Genomic DNA, 19988 nt, shown 5'->3' with positions numbered 1-19988 from the left:
AACTGCGTGTTTCCCGTCGTTCTGTGACATTTCGCACAGATATTCTGTGATAATTCACACAGCATTTCTGTGACAATTCTCACAGGCCAATCACTTTATTAAATATAAGAGTTTGGTCCATCGATTGTCAACGATACCGGGCAAGTTCACAAATTGTTCTCAAAGCCGTCAAAAATGGCGCCGCAGCGCCGTTTCCGGACATCCGGACGAGCCCTCCGGAAGCTGCTCGAACGGCCGTGGACAGGACGCTCCGGCTCGCCTTTCAACAGTTCCATTATCGCTGTTTTCATGGCGAATTATGTATGCCGCCCCCGCGCATATTCCGCCTGTCCGGCCGCGAAACCTACATCCAAGAATGAGGGCCATATCCGGAGGTGCATTCGCATGACCCGCAAGCTCGCGCATGCCGTTCTGGCCGCGGCGCTCGCCGTCCTTCCGGCCGGGTGCACGGCTTACAAGAACAAATTCGAGAGCAGCACATACGACTACGGTTCCCGAAAGCCGAACGATCCGAAGATGCTCGGCGCGCGCATGTACGGCTCGAAGACCGCGGACCCGCGGCAGCACGACAACCGGTGGGTGGAATACAGCAGCCTGCTGTCGAACGAAGTGTCGCGGGTGAACGGCGTGGCGGGCGCCATCGTCATGCTTACGGACAAGAACGCGTATGCCGGCATCATGCTTGACTGGACGGGCGTCGGCACGATCAAGAACGGCGGAGACAGGCGCATCGACCAGGACATGGGCGGCTTCGGCGAAGGCGTGTACAACTTCGACACGGGGAGCCCGTACTGGAACGGCAGCCAGGCTGCGACGCCCTACAATTCGTATTTCACCGTGAACGATCATCATGAACTGTCCGAGGAACTGAAGCAGACGATCGCGGGCCGCATCCGCGGTCTTGCGCCCCGGGTCGAAGAAGTGCACATTTCCGCCAACATGGATTTCGTCAACGAACTGAACGAATACGCGAAGGAAGCCTGGGCCGGACGGTCGCTTGCGCCCTGGATCGACGCGTTCAACACACTGGTGAAACACCAGTTCGCCGGCGGCAAGACGATGCCGACTCCGCTCAGGGAACTGAAAGCCCGGAAAGCCGCCCGCGGCGCGCAATGAAACCGGACTGCACATCATATTAATGGTAGAGACTTGCCGGATCCGGACGCCGGAATGGCCGGCGCCCGCGAATAAGCGAAGCAGCTTCGCCTATTTTGTCGGATTTCAACAATCCGGCCGAAATAGAAGAAGCAGCTTCGCTTATTTTTCCCGAATCGGCGCATATCAAACGATTTCAAAAAATTAGGCGAAGAATCTTCCTCTAATCTCGGACGGAACGCCCCGTATCCGCGAAATAAAGGAAGAATCTTCGCTTGTCACTCCCAAAGCCTACTTACCGGTTCAGGCCGAGCTCTTTCTGCGCCGCTTCCATCAGTCCTTTGATGTAGCCGACGCCATACAGGCGGCCGAGCGTCTCGTAGCCCGGGTTTTCGTTCGTCTCGCTGTCCATCGTCGGCACATGGTCCGGACGGGCGGGGCCGTCGAATCCGACTTCATAATACGTCTTCATCGCTTCATACATATCCGTCTTGCCGTCGTCATGGAACGTCTCTTCGAACTTCTCCGGCGTTCCCTTCACATCGCGGAAATGAACGAAGAACAGCTTGTCCTGCTTCGCGAAGCGGCGGATCGTCGCCGGAATGTCCTCGCCGGCCGTCGCCAGCGTCCCCTGGCACAGCGTGATGCCGTTGTACTCGCTCGGCACCAGGTCGATCGCCTGCTGCAGCGCGTCGGCGCTGCGCAGAATGCGGGACACGCCGCGAATCGGCGAGATCGGCGGATCGTCCGGATGAAGGGCCAACTTGACCTTCGCCTTCTCCGCCACGGGAACGATCTGCTTCATGAAGTATTTCAGATTTTCCCACAGTCGGTCTTCCGACACTTCGCCCGCCTCGGTCAGAGGTGCGCCTTCCATCAGCGAATGGTCATAGCTGGAGACCAGCGCGCCGCCGCGCGTCACCGTCGTCGTCGACGTGCGGAACCAGTTGAACTGCGCCATGAAGTTGTAGCAGAGCACCGGAATGCCGGCTGCGCCCATATTCGTGATGAACTGCTTGAAGATCTCGATCTCTTCGTCGCGGCCTTCGGTGCCAAGCTTGATGTTGTTGGACGGCGGCATCGACTCGATGACGAGCAGCTCGTAACCCGCGTCCTTGAACCGCTGTTTCATCCGGATGAGCGGCATCAGGTCCCACGGCTTCTCGTGCTTTTCATCAAAAGGAAGCCCCGTCACCGCATAATCCAGCCCCATCTGTCTGCCCAGCCGCCACAATTGATTCGGTCTCGTGCCCAAAAATTCCGCCAGCTTCATCGTCCGATCTTCCTTCCGTGTGGTAATGGCTTACCGGTTTCGGTTCTGCTTCGCGATGGATTCGCCGAGCGCGTTCAATTCGGCGTAGGCGTCCTCCAATGACTTCTGGCCGAACATGACGGCTTCCATCGTCAGTTTATATGCGTCCACCCATTCCGTGAAACCGGCGCCGGCGGCGTAGAACGGCATCGCGTAATCCGCCGCGACGTCCGCCAGCACCTTGCCCAGCCGGTCTTTCGGCTCGAGATTCGGTTCCAGCTCCTTGTAGATCTCCTCATAGATCGGGATGCCGCGGGTAAGCCCGAGCGTCCTGCCCGCCTCCCTGTCGGTGATGAACCATTTGACGAACCGCTTCGCATGCGCAAGCTCGTCGCTGTCCGCATAGACGCCAAGGAAGATTGTCGGCTGCGCCCAGCCGCCGCCCGCCGGACCGACCGGCACATTGACGACGTCGACCTTGCCCGGCATGAGCTGCTCGAGCGTCTCAATCGAGCCGACCGTCGCGCCGCGGGTCAAGACCTTGCCCGAAGTCATCTGATCGGCCAGCGGATCATTCTCGAGGAACGTAAGCGAGACGTCCGCGGGGGGCACGACATTGCTGCGGCGCAGATCGGCCAGTATCGTGTGGTATTCGAAGAACAGCTCCCGGTCGAGATGGAACTCCCGGCCGTCCGGCGACATGATCGCCCCGCCGCCGTACGAGGCCTGATACCATTGGAACCAGTCCCAGGCGCTGGTGCTGTCGCCGATCGGATAGCGGTCCGGAGGCAGCTTCGTTTTCGCATCGCGCGCCCAGTCGAAAAACTCTTCCCAGGTCCAGCCCTTCCACGGCAGCGGAATGCCCGCCGCTTCGAGTTCCGCGCGATTGTAAGCGATGCCCTGGGCATTGTACGAGAGCGGAACGCCGTACAGCTTGCCGTTGATCTTGACGTTCTCCAGAATCTGATCAGGAACGATGCCCGTAAGATCAATGTCCGACAGATCGGCCATGATGCCGCGCGATACGTAGTCCTGGATATAGGCCGCATCCATCTGCAGCACGTCCGGCACCGTTTTCGACGCGGCAAGGGAGGGAAGCTTCTTCCAGTAAGCTTCCCAAGCCATATATTCCGGCTTGAACGTCACGTTCGGATGCTGCGCCGTGTACACTTCCAGCGCCGCAAGCGTCGCCTTGTGGCGTTCCTCCGGTCCCCACCAGATGAATCCCAGCTCGACCTGGCGGTTCATGTCCGCTTCCGGCAGCCCGGTGGCGGGCTGCCGCATTTCCGAAGATCTGTCGCGATCGCCTTCTCCTGCGCTGCACGCGGCCAGCAGCAGCACGGCCGCAGCGAGCCATGTGACCGCTTTTCTCATGGCTGTCGCTTTTCCCATTTTTCTGCAGCGCACTCCCTTCGCCTCAACCTTTCAAGCCGGTGGTCGCGATCCCCTCGACGAAATGTTTCTGCGCGAAGAAGAAAATGAGCACGGACGGCACGATCGAGAGCAGCGACATGGCCAGAAGCTGACCCCATTGCACTTCGAACTGGTCAATGAACATCCGCAGCGCCAGACCGACCGTGAATTTGTCGACCGAACTGAGGTACAGCATCTGCGAGAAGAAATCGTCCCAGCTCCAGATGAACGTGAAGATCCCGACCGTCACCAGCGCCGGCTTGATCAGCGGGAAGATGATCCGGCCGAAAATGCCGTAAATGGAGGCGCCGTCGATCTTCGCCGCCTCGTCCAGATCGCGCGGAATGCCGCGGATGAACTGGACGAGCAGGAAGATGAAGAATGCCCCGCCGCCGAAGAAGTGCGGCAGCACAAGCGGCACGTAGCTGTCGACGAAACCGAACGTGTTGTACAGAATGTACTGCGGGACAATCGTGACTTGTCCGGGCAGCATGAGCGTCAACATCATGAGCGAGAACCAGAATCCCCGCAGCGGGAAGTTCAGCCGCGCGAAACCGAACGCGACGACCGCCGCCGTCAGCACGCCGCCGACAACGTTGCCCACTTCCATAAGCAGCGTATTCGCGAAGAAATGGCCGAACGTATAGTTGGCCGAGAACTCCCAGCCTTTCGTGTAGTTCTCCCATATCGGCACTTCCGGCCAGATGGTCGGAAGCCGGAGTTCCTCCGTCTTCTTCAGGGATGCGCCGATCCACCAGATGACAGGATAGATCATGATGAAGGAGAACGCAATCATGAACGCATGGTTGAGAACGGATGACGCGCGGATTCTCATCGTTTGCCGCCCCCTTCGTTCTCATAGAATACCCAGTACTTCGAGGCCAGGAAGTTGATGGCCGTCAGAATGCCGACGATGGCGAGCAGCACCCATGCCAGCGCCGAAGCGTAGCCCATCTGATAGTGCTTGAACGCTTTTTCATACAGGAACAGCGCGTACATGTACGTCGACTGCACCGGGCCGCCCTTCGTGATGATGAACGCCGCCGTGAACATCTGGAACGAGTTGATGACGGTGAGCACCAGGTTGAAGAACATGACGGGCGAAAGCATCGGCAGCGTGACGTTGAAGAATTTCCGCACCGGTCCCGCGCCGTCCACGGAAGCCGCTTCGTACAGTTCCGTCGGAATCTGCTTCAGGCCGGCCAGGAAAATGACCATCGTCGACCCGAACTGCCAGGTGTTCAGCAGGATCAGCGTGTAAAGCGCCGTGTCCGGGTGGGAGATCCAGCCCATGCCCGGGATGCCGAAGAAGCCGAGAATCGAATTGATGTAGCCGTCGACGCCGAACATGTTGCGCCACAGCGCCGCGACCGCCACGCTGCCGCCGATGAGCGACGGGAAATAGATCAGCGTGCGGTACAGATTCATCCCGCGCATCGCGCGGTTGAGCAGCATGGCGACGAGCAGCGAGAACGCGAGTCGCAGCGGCACGGCGAACAGGACGAACGTGAACGTGACGCGGAGCGATTTCCAGAACGTCGCGTCGCTCCACATCCGCTCATAGTTGGCGGTGCCGATCCATTGCGGCGCGCTGAGCATCGAGTATTCGGTGAACGACAAGTAGAGCGATTGCCCGATCGGCCATGCCGTCAGCAGCAGGAAGCCGATCAGCCAGGGGGAAATAAAAATATACCCGGGAAGGGTTTCTTTCCCGATCGGGCTTTTCCATTTTTTCTTTGGAAGCGCTCTCATAGTCTCAGCCGCAGGCGCGTTCATCCCATCTTCATCATCCCTTTCGTGCAGTATCAGCCGACTGTAACCATTGCTTCAAACAACCGAGCCAATCGAGAGTTGTTCGGTTTCTTACATTGTAATTTGCGCATCATGCAAGAGAATAGTACTGGAATTTCAGATTTATTGTACGAATCTCAGGACTTCCTGGACGACGGCTGCCAGCGTTTCGCCGCTGACGGAAGTGATTTCCCGCACAGGGACGAAAAAGGGACGCGTCCATACGCGTCCCTGGCTGAAGTCTTCTGCATCAACTTGCTGAATTGATTTTGTCAAGTTCGTGTTCGACGATCATGGTAAGCTCGTCTTCGTAACCACCGGTGATCCGATATTTCCGGATGTATTCCCGGACGAACTTCCGGGCGTCCTTCGGCTGATAGATGCGCGCCATCTCCCTGAGGCTTTCCTTGACTTCGTTGTGGCCGCGTTTTGCCAAGCCGCATCCCTCCCGAATCCTTGAATGGCCGTTCCGTACAACATACGCTTGCGGGAACGGAACGATGCCGGCATATGAGAACCCGTTTGCGGCGGACATCCGCGGACGCTCGCTCGTTTCGTTCAGAGCCGCGGCTTGCATGTCTGCCGGGAGGGAATATGCCGCACATGCTTCCATTATAGCAGGCGGGCGCCGATATGCAAAGAAATTTGCGAAAATTCAACCATCTTCCCGCCGATTCGGCATATTCGAGCCGGGCGGATTCAGGCCGCCGTCCTGTTCGTCCGAACGCTTCTCCGCACGGGTCATGCGCAGATAGGCAACCACGCCTGCGGCGGCGACCGCGACGCCGAACAGCACGCCGGTGTACGTGAGCCACATGTCGGACATGGTGTCTCCCGCCTTTCTGGATCTGGAAATCATCGAAACATCCGGACTGCATTCAGTATACCGGACGTTGGAAAGCGCTTCAATTGACAATTGTTTGTCGCCCCGGAAACCGTAAGTTTCGCTGGCATCCCACGGTATATATACGTGAATTCCGCCTCGCCGTTCCATCGGTTTCGGCTTTCGGGCCGGACTTTTCGGGCCGCGCCGGGCATGCGGGGTCGCGGGCAGGCGCCGTTCCGTTGCTCAGCCGCCGGCCGGACGAACATCGCCGCGGTTGACATTCGCCGCCGACGCGCGTATAACTGTAATATTATTGCAGGATCATGCACGAGCGGGGGCATTCAAATGGAGAAGTTGACGCAGACCGGAAACGGCACGGGGCTCGCTGACATCGTCAAGGCTCACCAGTTGTTGAAAGAGGTCATCGTGCGGACGCCGCTGCAGTACAGCCGCGTGCTGTCGGAGCGATTCGGCGCCCGCGTCAGTCTGAAGCGGGAAGATCTGCAAGTCGTGCGGTCGTTCAAAATCCGCGGCGCGTACCACATGATGCGGACGCTCGACGAAGAAGCGCTTCGCCGCGGCGTCGTCGCCGCAAGCGCCGGGAATCACGCGCAAGGCGTGGCGTTCTCCTGCCGCACGCTCGGCGTGAAAGGCCGGATCTTCATGCCGGGCACGACGCCCCGGCAGAAAGTGAAGCAGGTCGCGTTCTTCGGCGGCGATGCCGTCGAGATCGTGCTCGTCGGCGACACGTTCGACGACGCCTACAAGGAAGCGGTGAACGCCAGCGTCAAGGACGGCATGACGTTCATCCATCCGTTCGACGATCCGCGCATCATTGCCGGCAACGGCACGATCGGTCTTGAGCTGCTGGAAGACGCGGAGACGCCGCCGGATATCGTATTCGTGACGATCGGCGGCGGCGGTCTCGCTGCCGGCGTCGCTTCCTATATCAAGAGCGTATCGCCGCAGACGCAGGTGATCGGCGTCGAGCCGGAGGGCGCGCCCTCCATGCGGACATCGATCGAGGCGGGCGAAGTCCGGGCGCTCGAGCAGATCGACAAGTTCGTCGACGGCGCCGCCGTGAAACGGGTCGGCGACCTGACGTTCGCCATCTGCCGCGAACTGCTCGACGACGTCATCGCCGTCCCCGAAGGCAAGGTGTGCACGACGATTCTCGAGCTGTACAACGAGAGCGCCATCGTCGTCGAGCCGGCGGGCGCCCTGACGGTGGCGGCGCTGCATGCCTGCCGGGACCGGATCGCCGGCAAGTCGGTGGTCTGCGTCATCAGCGGGGGGAACAACGATGTCGACCGGATGCAGGAAATCAAGGAACGCTCCCTGATCTTCGAAGGGCTCAAGCATTATTTCGTCATCAATTTTCCGCAGCGGGCGGGCGCGCTGCGGGAATTTCTCGACGACGTGCTCGGACCGACGGACGACATCACCCGGTTCGAATATACGAAGAAGAACAACAAGGAGAGCGGTCCGGCGCTCGTCGGCATCGAGCTGAAGCAGCCGGAGGATTACGAACCGCTCGTGAGCCGCATGCGCGCGAAGGGCATCCAGTTCATCGAGCTGAACAAGGATCCGCATCTGTTCAACCTTCTGATCTGACTTTCCCCGCACATCGCCGCGCCCCGACCCGCGTCGGATGATTTTTCAACCGATCTTGACTATAATGGTACGGAAAGACATAAACTGCCATCCCGACGGCTGAATGAAGCCTCCCGCCCGGGCGGACGCTTTCAATCAGAACCGGGAGAGGCGAGGTGAAAGGTCTGTTCAATCGGTCAAATCGGGGGGGAATCGTGCTGCTGGGCGTCATCCTGCTCCTTGTCGAATTCGTGCGGGGGGCGGTCGCGGCAAGTTTCATCCCGATCTATGGAGAGAAAATGCTGGGCCTGTCGCTTGACATTGTCGGCACGGCGATTACGGCCCATTTTCTGACGGATACGGCGCTTAAAATGGTCATCGGCTGGCTGCTGGACCGGTTCTCGACAAGGACGATCGTCCACGCGGGACTGCTGGTTTCGCTGGCCGGCGTCGCCTTGATGCAAGTTGCGGACGTTCCGTGGCTGTTCATCCTGTCCGCCGCACTGTTCGGCATCGGCATCTCGCCGATCTGGATCGTCTGCCTGATGAAAGTGACCGAAGACAAGCGCGCCACCCAGATGGGGCTGCTGTACACGATCTGGTTCATCGGCATCGGCTCCGGACCGATCGTATGCAATCTGCTGCTCGATCACGCGCCTGCCGCGGCCGGCCGTCTGATCGCCCTCGTGACGGCGCTGTCCTGGGGGCTGTCGCTGTTCATTTCGAACCGGCGCGAGCGCATGATCGAGACGATTCCGCTCACCCGGCAGGTCGCGCTCCTGCGCGAGAAGCTGTCGCGCATGCGGGCGCTTCTGCCCGGCATGATCCTGCAGACGGCGGGAGCCGGCATGCTCCTGCCGGTGCTGCCGGCGTTCGCGGAGAAGGAGTTGTCCGTCAGCAGCAGCACCTACTCCCTCATTCTCCTCGCCGCCGGCGGATTGACCGTGCTGGGGCTGATGCCGATGGGCCGGCTGTCCGACCGCGTCGGTCACAAGCGGGCGTTCCTCTCCGCCGGGTTCTGCACGTTCTCCGCGCTGCTCCTCGTGCTGTCGACGGCGCCGCCGTTCTGGGAATGCCTGCTGATCGCAGGCGCGCTCGGCATCTCTTATTCCGCCGTGCTGCCCGCCTGGAACGCGCTGCTCGCATCCTATCTGCCGCAGTCGCATCAGGGGCTCGGCTGGGGCATCTTCTCCACGCTGGAGGGGATCGGCATCATGATCGGCCCCGCGGCCGGCGGCATCATCGCGTCGCTCGGCACAGAAGCCGACGTCGTCTGGACGAGCGCCGTCCTGTTCGGTCTGATCGGCCTGTTCTATCTCCTGTATCCGCTTCGGCCCGCGGAACCTGCCGGCCGCGTGTCCGCAGGCAAATAACCGGCAAGTCAAAACAAGAAAGCGGCTGATTCATCATGTTTGAAAGCATAATGGACTGGTTCCGTGATCTGCAGCAAATGGACGAAGCCGAAATCCGGCAGGCGATCCAGAGTTATGCCGCCTACGGGCCGCTGCCCGGCATTCTGCTGCCGTTCCTGGAAGCGTTTCTGGCCTTCCTGCCCCTGTTCGTCTTCATCGCGGTCAACGCGAATGTTTACGGCCTGGGGCTCGGCATCCTCTATTCTTGGATCGGGGTCTGCCTGGGAGCCTTCTCCGTCTTCTGGATCGCGCGGCTGATCGGCAGACGGCCGGGCATCTGGCTGCAGCGCCGTTTCCCCGCGACCCGGCGGTTCTTCCGCTGGATCGAACGGAAGGGATTCACGCCGATCTTCCTGCTCGCATGCTTCCCGTTCGCGCCGTCTTTCCTCGTCAATCTGGCTTCCGGACTGAGCACCGTGCGGTTCGGCACGTTCGCGCTGGCGATCCTGATGGGCAAGGCGGTCATGATTTTCTCGGTTTCGTTCCTGTCGTTCGACATTACCCAGCTCGCCCATCAGCCCTGGCGCATCGTCACGGCCGTCGTCGTCATCGCCGCCATGTGGTTCGGCGGCAAGAAGCTTGAATCCCGCTATCTGTCGCGCGCGTCGCGCTGACCGGGCTTTTCGCCTATCGCTTCTTCCGCCGCTTCGTCCGCTCCTTCTTCCGCTCCTTCGTCCGCCGACTGGTCCCGCATGATCCGATCCAGCAGCTTGCCGAGCCGGTCCAGATGATACGCGTACTCGAACATCGCGGACGCGACGAACAGGAGCCGTCTTCGCTCCACGGGCTGCTTGCCGATGTACGCGGACAGATCCTTCGCGAGATCATCCGCCGGTTCCGGACGAATCACCGCGACCGGCTTGATCTTCCCTTCCCATTTGAGCAGCAATTGCTCGTGGCATTTCGTCAGCGCCTCGATCCGCCGGTCGAACCGCTCCGCCCACTCCGCCGCGTCCGGCGACGAATAGAAATGCTCTTCGACCGCATCCAGCAGCTGGGAACCATGCCGCAGCGTCCGGATCATCTGGCGCGAGAGCAAGAGCTGCCGCGCGCGCTTGCGCCGGCCGGCGGGCCGGAATACCCGGTCTTCCTTGAACAGCGTGTACTGCTCGTCCAGCCGCCGGAAAATCTGCTCCAGCCGCTCATGCTCTTCCTTGAACACCCGTTCCCGGATTTCATTCGAGACGGCCGTCCGGAGCAAAAGCGACAGAATGTTGTAGGCTTCATGCACCTGTTCGCGGAACTGCTGCTTCGGGCGCGGCGGGAGGACGAGCACGTTCACGAGGAAGGCCGAGATGATCCCCGTCAGCACCATGGCGAACCGCTCGAGCGCGAATCGCCACCCTTCCGCGTGCGCCTCCATGACCGCCACGACCGTGACGAGCGTCAGGCCGATCGCGCTCGTCGTCTTGAGCCTGATATTGAGCAGAATAACCGCGATGCAGACGATGCCGACCGAGATCGGCGTCACGCCAAGCCATTGGGCGGCGCCCAGCGCGAACGCGGCGCCGATGATGTTCGACTGGATCTGATCGTGGACCTGCTGCCAGGAGCGGTAGATCGACGGCTGGATCGTGAAGATGGCCGCGACCGTCGCGATGATCGGCGTACCGAAGCCGAAAAGTCCGCTCACGTAAATGGCCAGCACCACCGCCAGCCCCGTCTTGAGCATGCGCGCACCGATTGTCATCTTCGCGTCACCCTTTGTCCACGACCTCGTACAGGACGCGCGCGACAATGTCCTGCTTGTAGTTGCCGAAATGCGACCCGTAGATCGTCAGTCCGCCGACCTGGCCGCTTTCGGACACACCGATCCGGAACTTGATGTCCGAATGGCCGTCGAACGGAATGTCGGTGATCTTCACGTCCGAAATCGGGCATCCGTCGATGTACGTGCCGTTCTCGTTGATCCGGAGCAGCTTCAGCAGCCCGTACTGGTTCAGGTGCGGCGGCCACCAGTCCGGGTTGTTCGTCCCCTTCTCCCCGCCGAAATCGCCGGGCGACGTCCAGGTCCCCACCTCGACCCGGTTGACGTGAAACACGATGTCCGACGGATAGTCGTTGTTGTAGCAGGGCGCCTCCGAGCTCAGCTCCATGATGAACTGCAGCTCGGTAAGCCGATGGTTCGGCTTGAGGTAATTCGGAATCCGGTATTCGAAAAATCCGCGCGTCAGCCAGATGATCTCCGCGTCGATCCGCATCGGATCGGCGAAATAGCGCGGATTGTCGAACTCCCCGATGATGCTGTCCTTCGTCGCCAGACCGCAGGTCGGCTCCGCATGGTAGTCGCAGTAGTGGCCGACCTTGATCTCGACTTCGTAGACGTTCTCCGGCCCTTTGCTCCGCAGCTCGACCGTCAGCAGATCCTCGTTCAGGTAGCAGATCTTCTGGATGCCGTGCTTGCCGACCGCAGTGGTGATTTCGATGAGTCCGCTCTCTTCCAGCTTCTTGATGTGCATCGTCACCGCGCCGTTCGACAGACCCAGTTTCTCGGCGATTTCGTTCAGATTGAGACTGTTGTAGCGGTTCAGCAGCTCCAGGATTTCGATCCGGATTTCGGAACCGAGCGCCTTGAACAGATTCAGGCCGGACCTAAGCTCTTTGATATGGATCAACGGGTCGCATCCTCTCATCCGCAATTTGTTTCAACTTATTATAAATTAAAGCCGCCGGATTGAGAAGTGTTCCGCAAAATGCCGACAATCCGTTCACGACGTCCCTTTCAAACGACATTTTTCTCCCCCCCGTCTTCCCGCCGTTCCCGCCCGCATCATGGCCGGTTTTCCCGGCGATTCGACTTTTGTTTTAAAGTTTTTTAATGTTAAACCGCTAGGTAAACGCATTCATTTAGGTATTGACAAAACAAAATTGCCCAAATAACATGAAACCATAAATTATTTTAGTAATTTGTAAATTAAAAGACTCACGCAAGTTCCGGCTTACGTCCCGCCCGGGCGGGATTAAGCAATAGCATGAACATCCGATTTGAAGGGGGAAGACATGTGAAACGGCATTCATTCCTGTTCATGGCGCTGATCCTTGCGCTGTCGCTGGCCCTGGCCGCCTGCTCCGGCGGCGGCGGAAAATCCGGCGAAGAGTCGTCGGGCGACGGCACGACGCTCGAGTTCTGGACGTTCAACGAACTGCACGAGCAGTTCTACCAGCACATGGCCGAACGGTGGAACGAGCAGAATCCCGACCGGAAAATCACGCTCAAAGCCAATGTCTACCCGTACGACGACATGCACAACAAACTGCTCGTCGCGCTGCAGAGCGGCACGGGCGCGCCGGATCTGGCGGACGTGGAGCTGAACAAGTTCCCGAACTTCCTGAAGGGCACGCCGCAGCTCGTCCCGCTCAACGACATCGTCGAGCCCGAGCTGGACAATCTCGTCAAATCCCGGCTCGACATTTACGCGAAGGACGGCAACTACTACGGCATCGACTTCCACGTCGGCGCGTCTGTCATCTATTACAACAAGGAGCTGCTCGATCAGGCCGGCGTGAATCCCGATGACATCAAGACCTGGGACGATTTCGCGGCGGCCGGCAAGAAAGTGCTCGAAGCAACCGGCAAGCCGATGACGACGGTCGAGCTGAACGACATGTGGTCCATCTGGCCCCAGGTGGCGCAGGCGCCCGGCAGCGACGACCTGCAGACGGCGGACGGCAAGCCGAACCTGACGAGCGACGTGGTCGTGAAACCGCTCGCGTTCCAGCAGGATCTTGTGAAGCAGGGCATCGCGGTTCCGGCGCCCGGCGGCGGCCACCACGCCGAGGAATACTACGGTTTCATGAACGACGGCGGCGCCGCGTCGGTCTGGATGCCGATGTGGTACATGGGCCGGTTCACCGACTACATGCCCGACCTGAAGGGCAAGATCGTCATCAAGCCGATGCCGGCCTGGAACGCGGGCGAGCCGCGCTCGGCGGGCATGGGCGGCACGGGCACCGTCATCACGACGACCTCCAAGAACCAGGATCTGGCGAAAGCGTTCCTCGCGTTCGCGAAGCTGTCGCGCGAAGGCAACATCGAAATCTGGAAGTTCCTCGGCTTCGACCCGCTGCGCTCGGATGTCTGGGATGCGCCGGAGCTCCGCGAGCCGAACAAATTCACCGACTACTTCGGGGAAGACATTTTCGACGTGCTGCTGGAAGTGAAGGACGAGATCGAAGGCGTCATCGTCAATGAGCAGACGCCGCCCATCTCCGACGCGTTCCGGACCTCGGTGCTCGTCCGGATTCTCCAGGACGGCGAAGATCCGGTCAAGGTTCTGGAAGAGACGCAGTCGCAGATTCAGTAACGCCCGAAACGGGCACAGCGCCGGTCCCGCCCGGACAGCGGGACCGGTGCATCGCCGTTTCACGGAAGGAGGCATAACGCGATGACGCACCCGGTTCCGACAACGGAACGGCAGACGGCCGTCCGGCGTTCCCCGCTGCGGAGGCTGGCATACTCGCAGACGGCCGCGCCCTGGCTGTTCGTGCTGCCGTTCATCCTGTCGTTCGCCCTCTTTTTCGCCTATCCCGTGCTGTCCGCCGTGAACATGAGCTTCCAGGAAGTGCTGCCCGGCCAGGTTCGCTACATCGGCCTCGAAAACTACCGCGGCCTGTGGAACCCGACGTTCCGCAAGGCGCTGATGAACAGCACCGAGTACACGGTCTTCACGCTGCTCGTGCTCATTCCGCTGCCGCTTGTGCTCGCGGTGTTTCTCAATTCGAAGCTGATGGTGCTGCGCAACTTTTTCCGGTCGACGCTGTTCATTCCCGCGCTGACGTCGGTCGTCGTGGCGGGCACCGTTTTCCGGCTGGCGTTCGGCGAACTGGAAGGCTCGCTCATGAACACGTTCGTCACCGCCCTCGGCTTCGAACCGCAGAAATGGCTGCGCCACGAAGGGCTCGCGATGTTCACGCTCGTCGTGCTCGCGACCTGGCGGTGGATGGGAATCAACATCCTGTACTTCCTCGCCGGCTTGCAGAACATTCCGCGGGAACTGTACGAATCGGCGGAAATCGACGGCGCGACGGCCTGGGACCGGTTCATCCGGATCACGCTGCCGCTGCTGAAGCCGATCACGATCTACGTGCTGACGATCAGCATTTACGGCGGCTACGCCATGTTCACGGAAAGCTACATGCTGTGGGCCGGCAACCGGTCGCCGAACGACATCGGCCTGACGATCGTCGGCTACCTGTACCGCAACGGGCTGGAGCAGAACAATCTCGGCCTCGGTTCGGCGGTCGGCATCGCCCTGCTCGTCATCACGTTCACCGTCACGATGATCCAGCTCAAGCTGACGGGCATGTTCCGGAGGGAGGACTGACATGAGCGCAGGCAACGCAAAACATCGCCGCTTTCTGACCGCGGCGCTCGTTATCCTCTTCGTTCTGCTCGGCCTGTTCGCGGTCTTCCCGATCGTCACGCTGATCGTCGCGTCGTTCAAGCCGGCGCAGGAGATGATGCGCTACGGTCTGAACCTCCGGCTCGATCCGGAGCTGGTGTCGCTGAAGAACTACACCTACCTGTTCTCGGATCAGTCGCTCTACCTGACCTGGTACAAGAACAGTCTGGTCATCACCGCCATTTTCACCGTGCTGTGCCTGCTGTTCTCGTCGATGGTCGGCTATGCGCTCGCCGTCTACCGGTTCAGATTCCGGAACGCGCTGTTTGCGCTGGTGCTCGTGACGATGATGATCCCGCTGGAGATCATCATCCTGCCGCTTTACAAGCTGTCGATCTCGCTGAAGCTGATCAACAACATGTGGGGCGTCATCCTGCCCTTCATGGTGGCGCCGCTGCCGATTTTCTTCTTCCGCCAGTACGCCGGCGGACTGCCGAAGGATTTCCTCGACGCGGCGCGGGTGGACGGATGCACGGAGTTCGGCATGTTTTTCCGGATCATGGTGCCGCTGATGGCGCCCGCTTTTTCGTCGATGTTCATTCTGCAGTCGCTGTTCTCATGGAACAACTTCCTCTGGCCGCTCATCGTGCTGAGAACGAACGAGCAGCTCACCATCCCGATCGGACTGGCGACGCTGCTTACGCCATACGGCAACAATTTTGATATGCTGATATCCGGAGCGGTGCTGGCCATCGTACCGATCCTGATCGTGTTCCTGTTCTTCCAGAAATACTTCATTGAAGGCATGACCGCCGGCGGCATCAAGGGCTGACGCCGATTCCGGCGTAATGCCGGCCGCTCATGGCCGCAACCAGAAAAAAGGAGAGACGAGACATGACACTGAACGCACGCATGACACTGGACCGAGACTTCCGCATCGCCGAGATCGATCCCCGCATCTACGGCTCGTTCATCGAGCATCTCGGGCGCGCCGTCTACGGCGGCATCTACGAGCCCGGCCATCCGGAGGCCGACGAGCGCGGCTTCCGGCAGGATGTGCTGCGGCTCGTCCGCGAGCTCGGCGTCCCGATCGTCCGCTACCCGGGCGGCAACTTCGTCTCCGGGTACAACTGGGAGGACGGCATCGGTCCGAAGGAAGCGCGGCCGCGCCGGCTCGAGCTGGCCTGGCGGACAATCGAGACGAACGAATTCGGCACGAACGAGTTCATGGACTGGGTGAAGGCCGCCGGCGCCCAGGCGATGATGGCCGTCAACCTGGGCACGCGGGGCATCGACGAAGCGCGCAATCTGGTCGAATATTGCAACCACCCTGGCGGCACGTATTGGAGCGATCTGCGCCGCAAGCACGGCTATGAGCAGCCGCACAACATCAAGGTGTGGTGCCTCGGCAACGAGATGGACGGACCGTGGCAGATCGGCCACAAGACGGCGGCGGAATACGGCCGGCTGGCACAGGAGACGGCGAAGGTGATGAAGTGGGTCGATCCGACGATCGAGCTCGTCTCCTGCGGCAGCTCCAGCGCGAAGATGCCGACGTTCCCGGAATATGAAGCCGTGTCGCTCGACTTCACCTACGACCACGTCGATTATGTGTCGCTGCACCAATATTTCGGCAACCGGAGCGGCGACACCGCGTCCTATCTCGCTTCGACGCTCGAGATGGATCATTTCATCCGGACGGTGAAGGCGACCTGCGACTACATCAAGGCGAAGAAGCGGAGCAAGAAGACGCTGAACCTCAGCTTCGACGAATGGAACGTCTGGTTCCACTCGAACGAGGCGGACAAGAAGATCGAGCCGTGGAGCATCGCTCCGCCGCAGCTCGAGGACATCTACACGTTCGAGGACGCGCTGCTCGTCGGCGGCATGCTGATCACGCTGCTCAAGCACAGCGACCGCGTGCGGATGGCGTGCCTCGCGCAGCTCGTCAACGTCATCGCGCCGATCATGACCGAGAACGGCGGCCGGGCATGGCGGCAGACGATTTTCTATCCGTTCCTGCATGCGTCGAAATACGGCCGGGGCATCGCGCTGCAGCCGGTCATCGACTCGCCGAAGTACGACACGGCGGAGTTCACGGACGTGCCGGCGCTCGAAAGCATCGCCGTGCACAATCCGGAGAAGGACGAGCTGACCGTGTTCGCGCTGAACCGGAGCCTCGGCGACGCGCTGACACTGAAGTGCGCGATCCGCGGGTTCGAGGGGTACGGCGTGCTCGAGCATCTCGTGCTGGAGCACGACGATCTGAAAGCGGTGAACGGTCCCGACGGCGAGCGGGTGAAGCCGCATGCGGGCGGGCGCTCGCAGATGCGGGACGGCCTGCTCGAGGCGGAACTGCCGAAACATTCGTGGCACGTCATCCGGCTGGGCAAACGGAACGCGTAAACCCAAACAAGACCTCCACGGCATGTGGAGGTCTTGTTTTTACTCCGCGTCCGACGCGGCGCTCAGCCGGGCCGTCGAAATCGCCTGCGATGCGAAATCGCTGATGATCCGGGTGAGCCGCTCGATCTCGTTCTGCGCCTGGCGAAGTTTCTGCTCGAGGTGCTGGATTTTGACTTCCTTGTCGCGTTCGCGGGACTCCATCTCGCGCAGCTTGAATTCGAATTCCTTCTGATTGCGGTTCAGATCCAGCATGAGCTGCCGGTTGGTCAGCTCACGCTCCGCAAGCCGCTCCTGCAGCTCGCGAATCTTGTTCTCCTGCTGCAGCCGCTGGGCGTTGAAATCGGCGAGCAGCTGATCGTACTGCGTCTTCATCTCCAGCGCCGCTTCCTTCGCGCGGGAGAGATCGGCCGCCGCCGTCTCCAGCTTTTTCTCCAGGAAGCCTTTGTCGTACTGCAGTTCGCGGATCTGATCTTCCTGTCCGACCAGCGCGCGCTCGCGTTCTTCGACCTGCAGTTTCAATCCTTCGCGGGACTCGATCACTTCGTGCACGATGTCGATCAGTTTCGTAATGAGCGGATCATCGGTGTGCGGACGGACGGGCGCCTTGACGCCGCCTGTCTCCTGGTCCGGGTTTGCCGCCGCCGTCTGTTCGGACGGGCTTGCATCTCGGGTTTTTTCATCGTCGTCAACCTTTGCAACAGATTCATTCCTGCATCTTCCCCTTTCTCATCGAGCGGCTGCTGCCGCCGTCATCGTCTTTTCGGCCTAGCCGACGCGCTGTCTGACCATTGTGAAGCCCCGCTTTCTGTAAATTGATGGAACAACCGCTGCCCGAAATACGCATACACCTCTTTTATCGTCCAAACCACATGGTTTTCATTAGACTTTTTAGTAAAAATGATTTACAAAACGACATTTTCCGACAGAAAAAAGGCGGGCGCCCCGGCCTCCCGCCGAAGCATCCGCCCGACATTTGTCCCAGTTATCGTTATCCGCCGCCAGTCACCGTTTACCGGTCTATGATTACCGGGTCATCCGTAACCGTCCTTCTGCCGACATCCGATCCGCGGCCATCCGGCCATGCGGACGATCATGCCTCCGCTTCAAGTCCCGCAATACGTCCGATACGGACGATCCGGCTTCGGCGGCACCGCGGCATAATCCGCATGGTCCGCATCGTAATCGTAAGGCGCCGCCAGCGCGGCCAGCAGCCGCTCCATGACGGACAAATCGCCGGCTTCCGCGGCGGCCAGCGCTTCCTCGACGCGGTAGTTGCGCGGGATGACCGCCGGATTGGCGCTCATCATGAGCCGCCGCACCTCGGCCTCGGTCTGCGGCTGCCGCGCGAGCCGCCGCTGCCGCCGGGCAAGCCAGTCCTCGAACTCCCGGGTGCCGTGCATCGGCGTATCCTCCGGCCGGCCGAGCGTCAGGTCGAAGAAGGTGCGGGTGTAATCCGCCCTGGCCTTGCGCATCAGCTCGAGCAGATCCCGGGCCAGCGCTTCGTCTTCCTCCTCTTCGCCGAACAGCCCCAGCTTGGCGCGCATGCCTTGAAGCCAATGGCGTTCGTACCAGCCGGCATATTCGCCGAGCGCCTCCTCCGCCAGTTCGACGGCTTTCTCCTCGTCTTCGTGAAGCAGCGGCAGCAGCGCTTCGGCCAGCCGCGCCAGATTCCATGCGCCGATCGCGGGCTGACGCCCGTATGCATAGCGGCCGTGCGTATCAATGGAGCTGAAAACGGTCAGCGGATCATACTCGTCCATGAATGCGCACGGGCCGTAGTCGATCGTCTCGCCGCTGATCGTCATGTTGTCCGTGTTCATGACGCCGTGTATGAACCCGACCAGCATCCACCGGGCGATGAGCGCGGCCTGGCGCTCAATCACCTCCCGGAGCAAAGCCAGGTACGGCTGCTTATCCTCCGCCGCTTCCGGCATGTGGCGCGCGATGGCGAAGTCGGCCAGCGCCTTGAGGTCGTCCCGGCTGCCGCGCCATGCCGCGAACTGGAACGTGCCGACGCGCAGATGGCTGGCTGCCGTGCGGGTCAGCACCGCGCCCTGCAGCACGGTCTCGCGGATGACGGGCATGCCGGTCTTCACGACCGCGAGGCTGCGTGTCGTCGGAATGCCGAGGGCATGCATCGCTTCGCTGATGATGTATTCGCGAAGCATCGGGCCGAGCGCCGCCCGGCCGTCGCCGCCGCGGGAATACGGCGTGCGGCCCGATCCCTTCAACTGAATGTCGATGCGGGCTCCCGAGGGGGTAAGCTGCTCGCCGAGCAGCAGCGCCCGGCCGTCGCCGAGCATCGTGAAATAGCCGAACTGATGGCCGGCATATGCCTGGGCAAGCGGCTCGGCACCCTCCGGCAGCCGGTTGCCCGCAAGCACCTCGACGCCTTCGGGGGAGCGAAGCGCCTCCGCATCGAGGCCGAGTTCGGCCGCCAGCGGCTCGTTCAGCATGACGAGCCGCGGCTCGCGCACCTGCACCGGCTCCTGTCTCACATAGAACAACTCCGGCAGCCGGGCATACCGGTTGTCGAAGCGCCATCCGGCTCGCTGCTCTGTCCGTTCCACCTGGCACCACGCTCCCCTGTCATTCGAAAGTCCGGCACAAATGCCGGCCAGCTTCAAGCTCGCAGCCCTATTCTTCCCCGTGATGGCCGAAATTGTGCGCCAAGACAGGTTGAAGCCCCGGCGGCATCGGCGCTCCAAAGTCAGGATCATCTTATCACACCGGCATGGAAAATGTAATTAAGCATGATCGGGGACCGCTTGCCGTCGCCTGCGAATGCGGGCGGCGTCGGATGGCGCTGCGAACGCTGTCGTGCGGGCGGACGAATCGGGACTTTCCGGGCGGCGTCC

The 19988-nt window shown here is 60.9% G+C and carries 18 protein-coding genes; 8 read left to right on the top strand and 10 right to left on the bottom strand.

What is annotated here, in order from left to right; genetic code table 11:
- Nucleotides 1–384 precede the first annotated feature (384 nt).
- Nucleotides 385–1116, top strand: a complete 732-nt coding sequence (locus tag KJQ12_RS00690; RefSeq protein WP_213483062.1) for a hypothetical protein — start codon at nucleotides 385–387, stop codon at nucleotides 1114–1116.
- Nucleotides 1117–1390: 274 nt separating this feature from the next.
- Here the strand turns inward: KJQ12_RS00690 and KJQ12_RS00685 are convergent, their stop codons facing one another.
- The 6 genes from KJQ12_RS00685 to KJQ12_RS00660 all read right to left on the bottom strand — a co-directional run bounded on the left by KJQ12_RS00685 (nucleotide 1391) and on the right by KJQ12_RS00660 (nucleotide 6377).
- Nucleotides 1391–2368 carry a mannonate dehydratase gene (locus KJQ12_RS00685; RefSeq protein WP_213483061.1) on the bottom strand — a complete coding sequence of 326 codons (978 nt, stop codon included), beginning with the start codon at nucleotides 2366–2368 and terminating at the stop codon, nucleotides 1391–1393.
- A gap of 30 nt (nucleotides 2369–2398) precedes the next feature.
- Nucleotides 2399–3721 (bottom strand): extracellular solute-binding protein, encoded by a 1323-nt coding sequence (locus KJQ12_RS00680; protein WP_244860335.1) that lies wholly within the window; start codon nucleotides 3719–3721, stop codon nucleotides 2399–2401.
- Nucleotides 3722–3764: 43 nt separating this feature from the next.
- Complete coding sequence (locus KJQ12_RS00675; protein WP_213483059.1) at nucleotides 3765–4595, bottom strand: carbohydrate ABC transporter permease; 831 nt, start codon at nucleotides 4593–4595, stop codon at nucleotides 3765–3767.
- Nucleotides 4592–5512 carry a carbohydrate ABC transporter permease gene (locus KJQ12_RS00670; protein WP_052835805.1) on the bottom strand — a complete coding sequence of 307 codons (921 nt, stop codon included), beginning with the start codon at nucleotides 5510–5512 and terminating at the stop codon, nucleotides 4592–4594. The genes KJQ12_RS00675 and KJQ12_RS00670 overlap by 4 nt, the downstream gene beginning before the upstream one ends.
- Nucleotides 5513–5801: 289 nt before the next feature.
- Entirely contained in the window at nucleotides 5802–5987 is a 186-nt protein-coding gene (locus KJQ12_RS00665; protein ID WP_015253512.1) for a hypothetical protein, read from the bottom strand.
- Nucleotides 5988–6206: 219 nt separating this feature from the next.
- On the bottom strand, nucleotides 6207–6377 hold the full coding sequence (locus KJQ12_RS00660; protein ID WP_015253511.1) for a hypothetical protein: 171 nt from the start codon (nucleotides 6375–6377) through the stop codon (nucleotides 6207–6209).
- 345 nt (nucleotides 6378–6722) lie between these two features.
- Between KJQ12_RS00660 and ilvA the strand changes: the two genes are divergently transcribed.
- From ilvA to KJQ12_RS00645, 3 genes are all read left to right on the top strand, one after another.
- On the top strand, nucleotides 6723–7991 hold the full coding sequence (gene ilvA, locus KJQ12_RS00655; protein WP_015253510.1) for a threonine ammonia-lyase IlvA: 1269 nt from the start codon (nucleotides 6723–6725) through the stop codon (nucleotides 7989–7991).
- Between the two features lie 155 nt (nucleotides 7992–8146).
- Nucleotides 8147–9343: an MFS transporter gene (locus KJQ12_RS00650; RefSeq protein WP_213483058.1), complete on the top strand. Its 1197-nt coding sequence runs from the start codon at nucleotides 8147–8149 to the stop codon at nucleotides 9341–9343.
- 35 nt (nucleotides 9344–9378) lie between these two features.
- Nucleotides 9379–9996 carry a TVP38/TMEM64 family protein gene (locus KJQ12_RS00645; protein ID WP_015253508.1) on the top strand — a complete coding sequence of 206 codons (618 nt, stop codon included), beginning with the start codon at nucleotides 9379–9381 and terminating at the stop codon, nucleotides 9994–9996.
- Here KJQ12_RS00645 and KJQ12_RS00640 read toward each other — a convergent pair.
- Both KJQ12_RS00640 and KJQ12_RS00635 read right to left on the bottom strand, forming a co-directional pair.
- A complete protein-coding gene (locus KJQ12_RS00640; RefSeq protein ID WP_213483057.1) occupies nucleotides 9972–11072 on the bottom strand; it encodes an FUSC family protein in 1101 nt (366 codons plus the stop codon). The two genes, KJQ12_RS00645 and KJQ12_RS00640, sit on opposite strands and share 25 nt — an antisense overlap.
- A 7-nt stretch (nucleotides 11073–11079) precedes the next feature.
- Entirely contained in the window at nucleotides 11080–11997 is a 918-nt protein-coding gene (locus KJQ12_RS00635; protein WP_015253506.1) for an ArsR/SmtB family transcription factor, read from the bottom strand.
- Nucleotides 11998–12384: 387 nt separating this feature from the next.
- On the opposite strand from KJQ12_RS00635, the gene KJQ12_RS00630 reads away from it, so the two are divergent.
- From KJQ12_RS00630 to arfA, 4 genes are all read left to right on the top strand, one after another.
- On the top strand, nucleotides 12385–13686 hold the full coding sequence (locus tag KJQ12_RS00630; RefSeq protein ID WP_213483056.1) for an ABC transporter substrate-binding protein: 1302 nt from the start codon (nucleotides 12385–12387) through the stop codon (nucleotides 13684–13686).
- An 81-nt stretch (nucleotides 13687–13767) separates the two neighbouring features.
- Nucleotides 13768–14706: a carbohydrate ABC transporter permease gene (locus KJQ12_RS00625; protein ID WP_213483055.1), complete on the top strand. Its 939-nt coding sequence runs from the start codon at nucleotides 13768–13770 to the stop codon at nucleotides 14704–14706.
- A gap of 1 nt (nucleotide 14707) precedes the next feature.
- On the top strand, nucleotides 14708–15556 hold the full coding sequence (locus KJQ12_RS00620) for a carbohydrate ABC transporter permease (protein WP_015253503.1): 849 nt from the start codon (nucleotides 14708–14710) through the stop codon (nucleotides 15554–15556).
- A gap of 62 nt (nucleotides 15557–15618) precedes the next feature.
- The gene (gene arfA, locus KJQ12_RS00615) at nucleotides 15619–17130 is read left to right on the top strand and encodes an arabinosylfuranosidase ArfA (protein ID WP_015253502.1); all 1512 of its coding nucleotides are present in this window, start codon (nucleotides 15619–15621) and stop codon (nucleotides 17128–17130) included.
- Between the two features lie 39 nt (nucleotides 17131–17169).
- Here the strand turns inward: arfA and KJQ12_RS00610 are convergent, their stop codons facing one another.
- Together KJQ12_RS00610 and KJQ12_RS00605 are read right to left on the bottom strand one after the other, a co-directional pair.
- On the bottom strand, nucleotides 17170–17679 hold the full coding sequence (locus KJQ12_RS00610) for a hypothetical protein (protein WP_213483054.1): 510 nt from the start codon (nucleotides 17677–17679) through the stop codon (nucleotides 17170–17172).
- A 554-nt stretch (nucleotides 17680–18233) separates the two neighbouring features.
- Complete coding sequence (locus KJQ12_RS00605; RefSeq protein WP_213483053.1) at nucleotides 18234–19700, bottom strand: protein adenylyltransferase SelO; 1467 nt, start codon at nucleotides 19698–19700, stop codon at nucleotides 18234–18236.
- Between the last annotated feature and the right edge of the window lie 288 nt (nucleotides 19701–19988).

The organism is Thermobacillus xylanilyticus (assembly GCF_907165215.1).
Classification (GTDB): Bacteria; Bacillota; Bacilli; order Paenibacillales; family Paenibacillaceae; genus Thermobacillus; species Thermobacillus xylanilyticus.
Note: the sequence above shows the minus strand (reverse complement) of the source record. Positions and strands in the feature narration are given on the sequence as shown.

Excerpts from the sequence above, each read along its gene's own strand:
- KJQ12_RS00625 (WP_213483055.1), top strand. The coding sequence starts at position 13,768 with ATGACGCACCCGGTTCCGACAACGGAACGGCAGACGGCCGTCCGGCGT.
- KJQ12_RS00690 (WP_213483062.1), top strand. The coding sequence starts at position 385 with ATGACCCGCAAGCTCGCGCATGCCGTTCTGGCCGCGGCGCTCGCCGTC.
- KJQ12_RS00670 (WP_052835805.1), bottom strand. The coding sequence starts at position 5,512 with ATGAGAGCGCTTCCAAAGAAAAAATGGAAAAGCCCGATCGGGAAAGAA.
- arfA (WP_015253502.1), top strand. The coding sequence starts at position 15,619 with ATGACACTGAACGCACGCATGACACTGGACCGAGACTTCCGCATCGCC.
- KJQ12_RS00675 (WP_213483059.1), bottom strand. The coding sequence starts at position 4,595 with ATGAGAATCCGCGCGTCATCCGTTCTCAACCATGCGTTCATGATTGCG.
- KJQ12_RS00645 (WP_015253508.1), top strand. The coding sequence starts at position 9,379 with ATGTTTGAAAGCATAATGGACTGGTTCCGTGATCTGCAGCAAATGGAC.
- KJQ12_RS00640 (WP_213483057.1), bottom strand. The coding sequence starts at position 11,072 with ATGACAATCGGTGCGCGCATGCTCAAGACGGGGCTGGCGGTGGTGCTG.
- KJQ12_RS00685 (WP_213483061.1), bottom strand. The coding sequence starts at position 2,368 with ATGAAGCTGGCGGAATTTTTGGGCACGAGACCGAATCAATTGTGGCGG.
- KJQ12_RS00620 (WP_015253503.1), top strand. The coding sequence starts at position 14,708 with ATGAGCGCAGGCAACGCAAAACATCGCCGCTTTCTGACCGCGGCGCTC.
- KJQ12_RS00660 (WP_015253511.1), bottom strand. The coding sequence starts at position 6,377 with ATGTCCGACATGTGGCTCACGTACACCGGCGTGCTGTTCGGCGTCGCG.
- KJQ12_RS00680 (WP_244860335.1), bottom strand. The coding sequence starts at position 3,721 with ATGAGAAAAGCGGTCACATGGCTCGCTGCGGCCGTGCTGCTGCTGGCC.
- ilvA (WP_015253510.1), top strand. The coding sequence starts at position 6,723 with ATGGAGAAGTTGACGCAGACCGGAAACGGCACGGGGCTCGCTGACATC.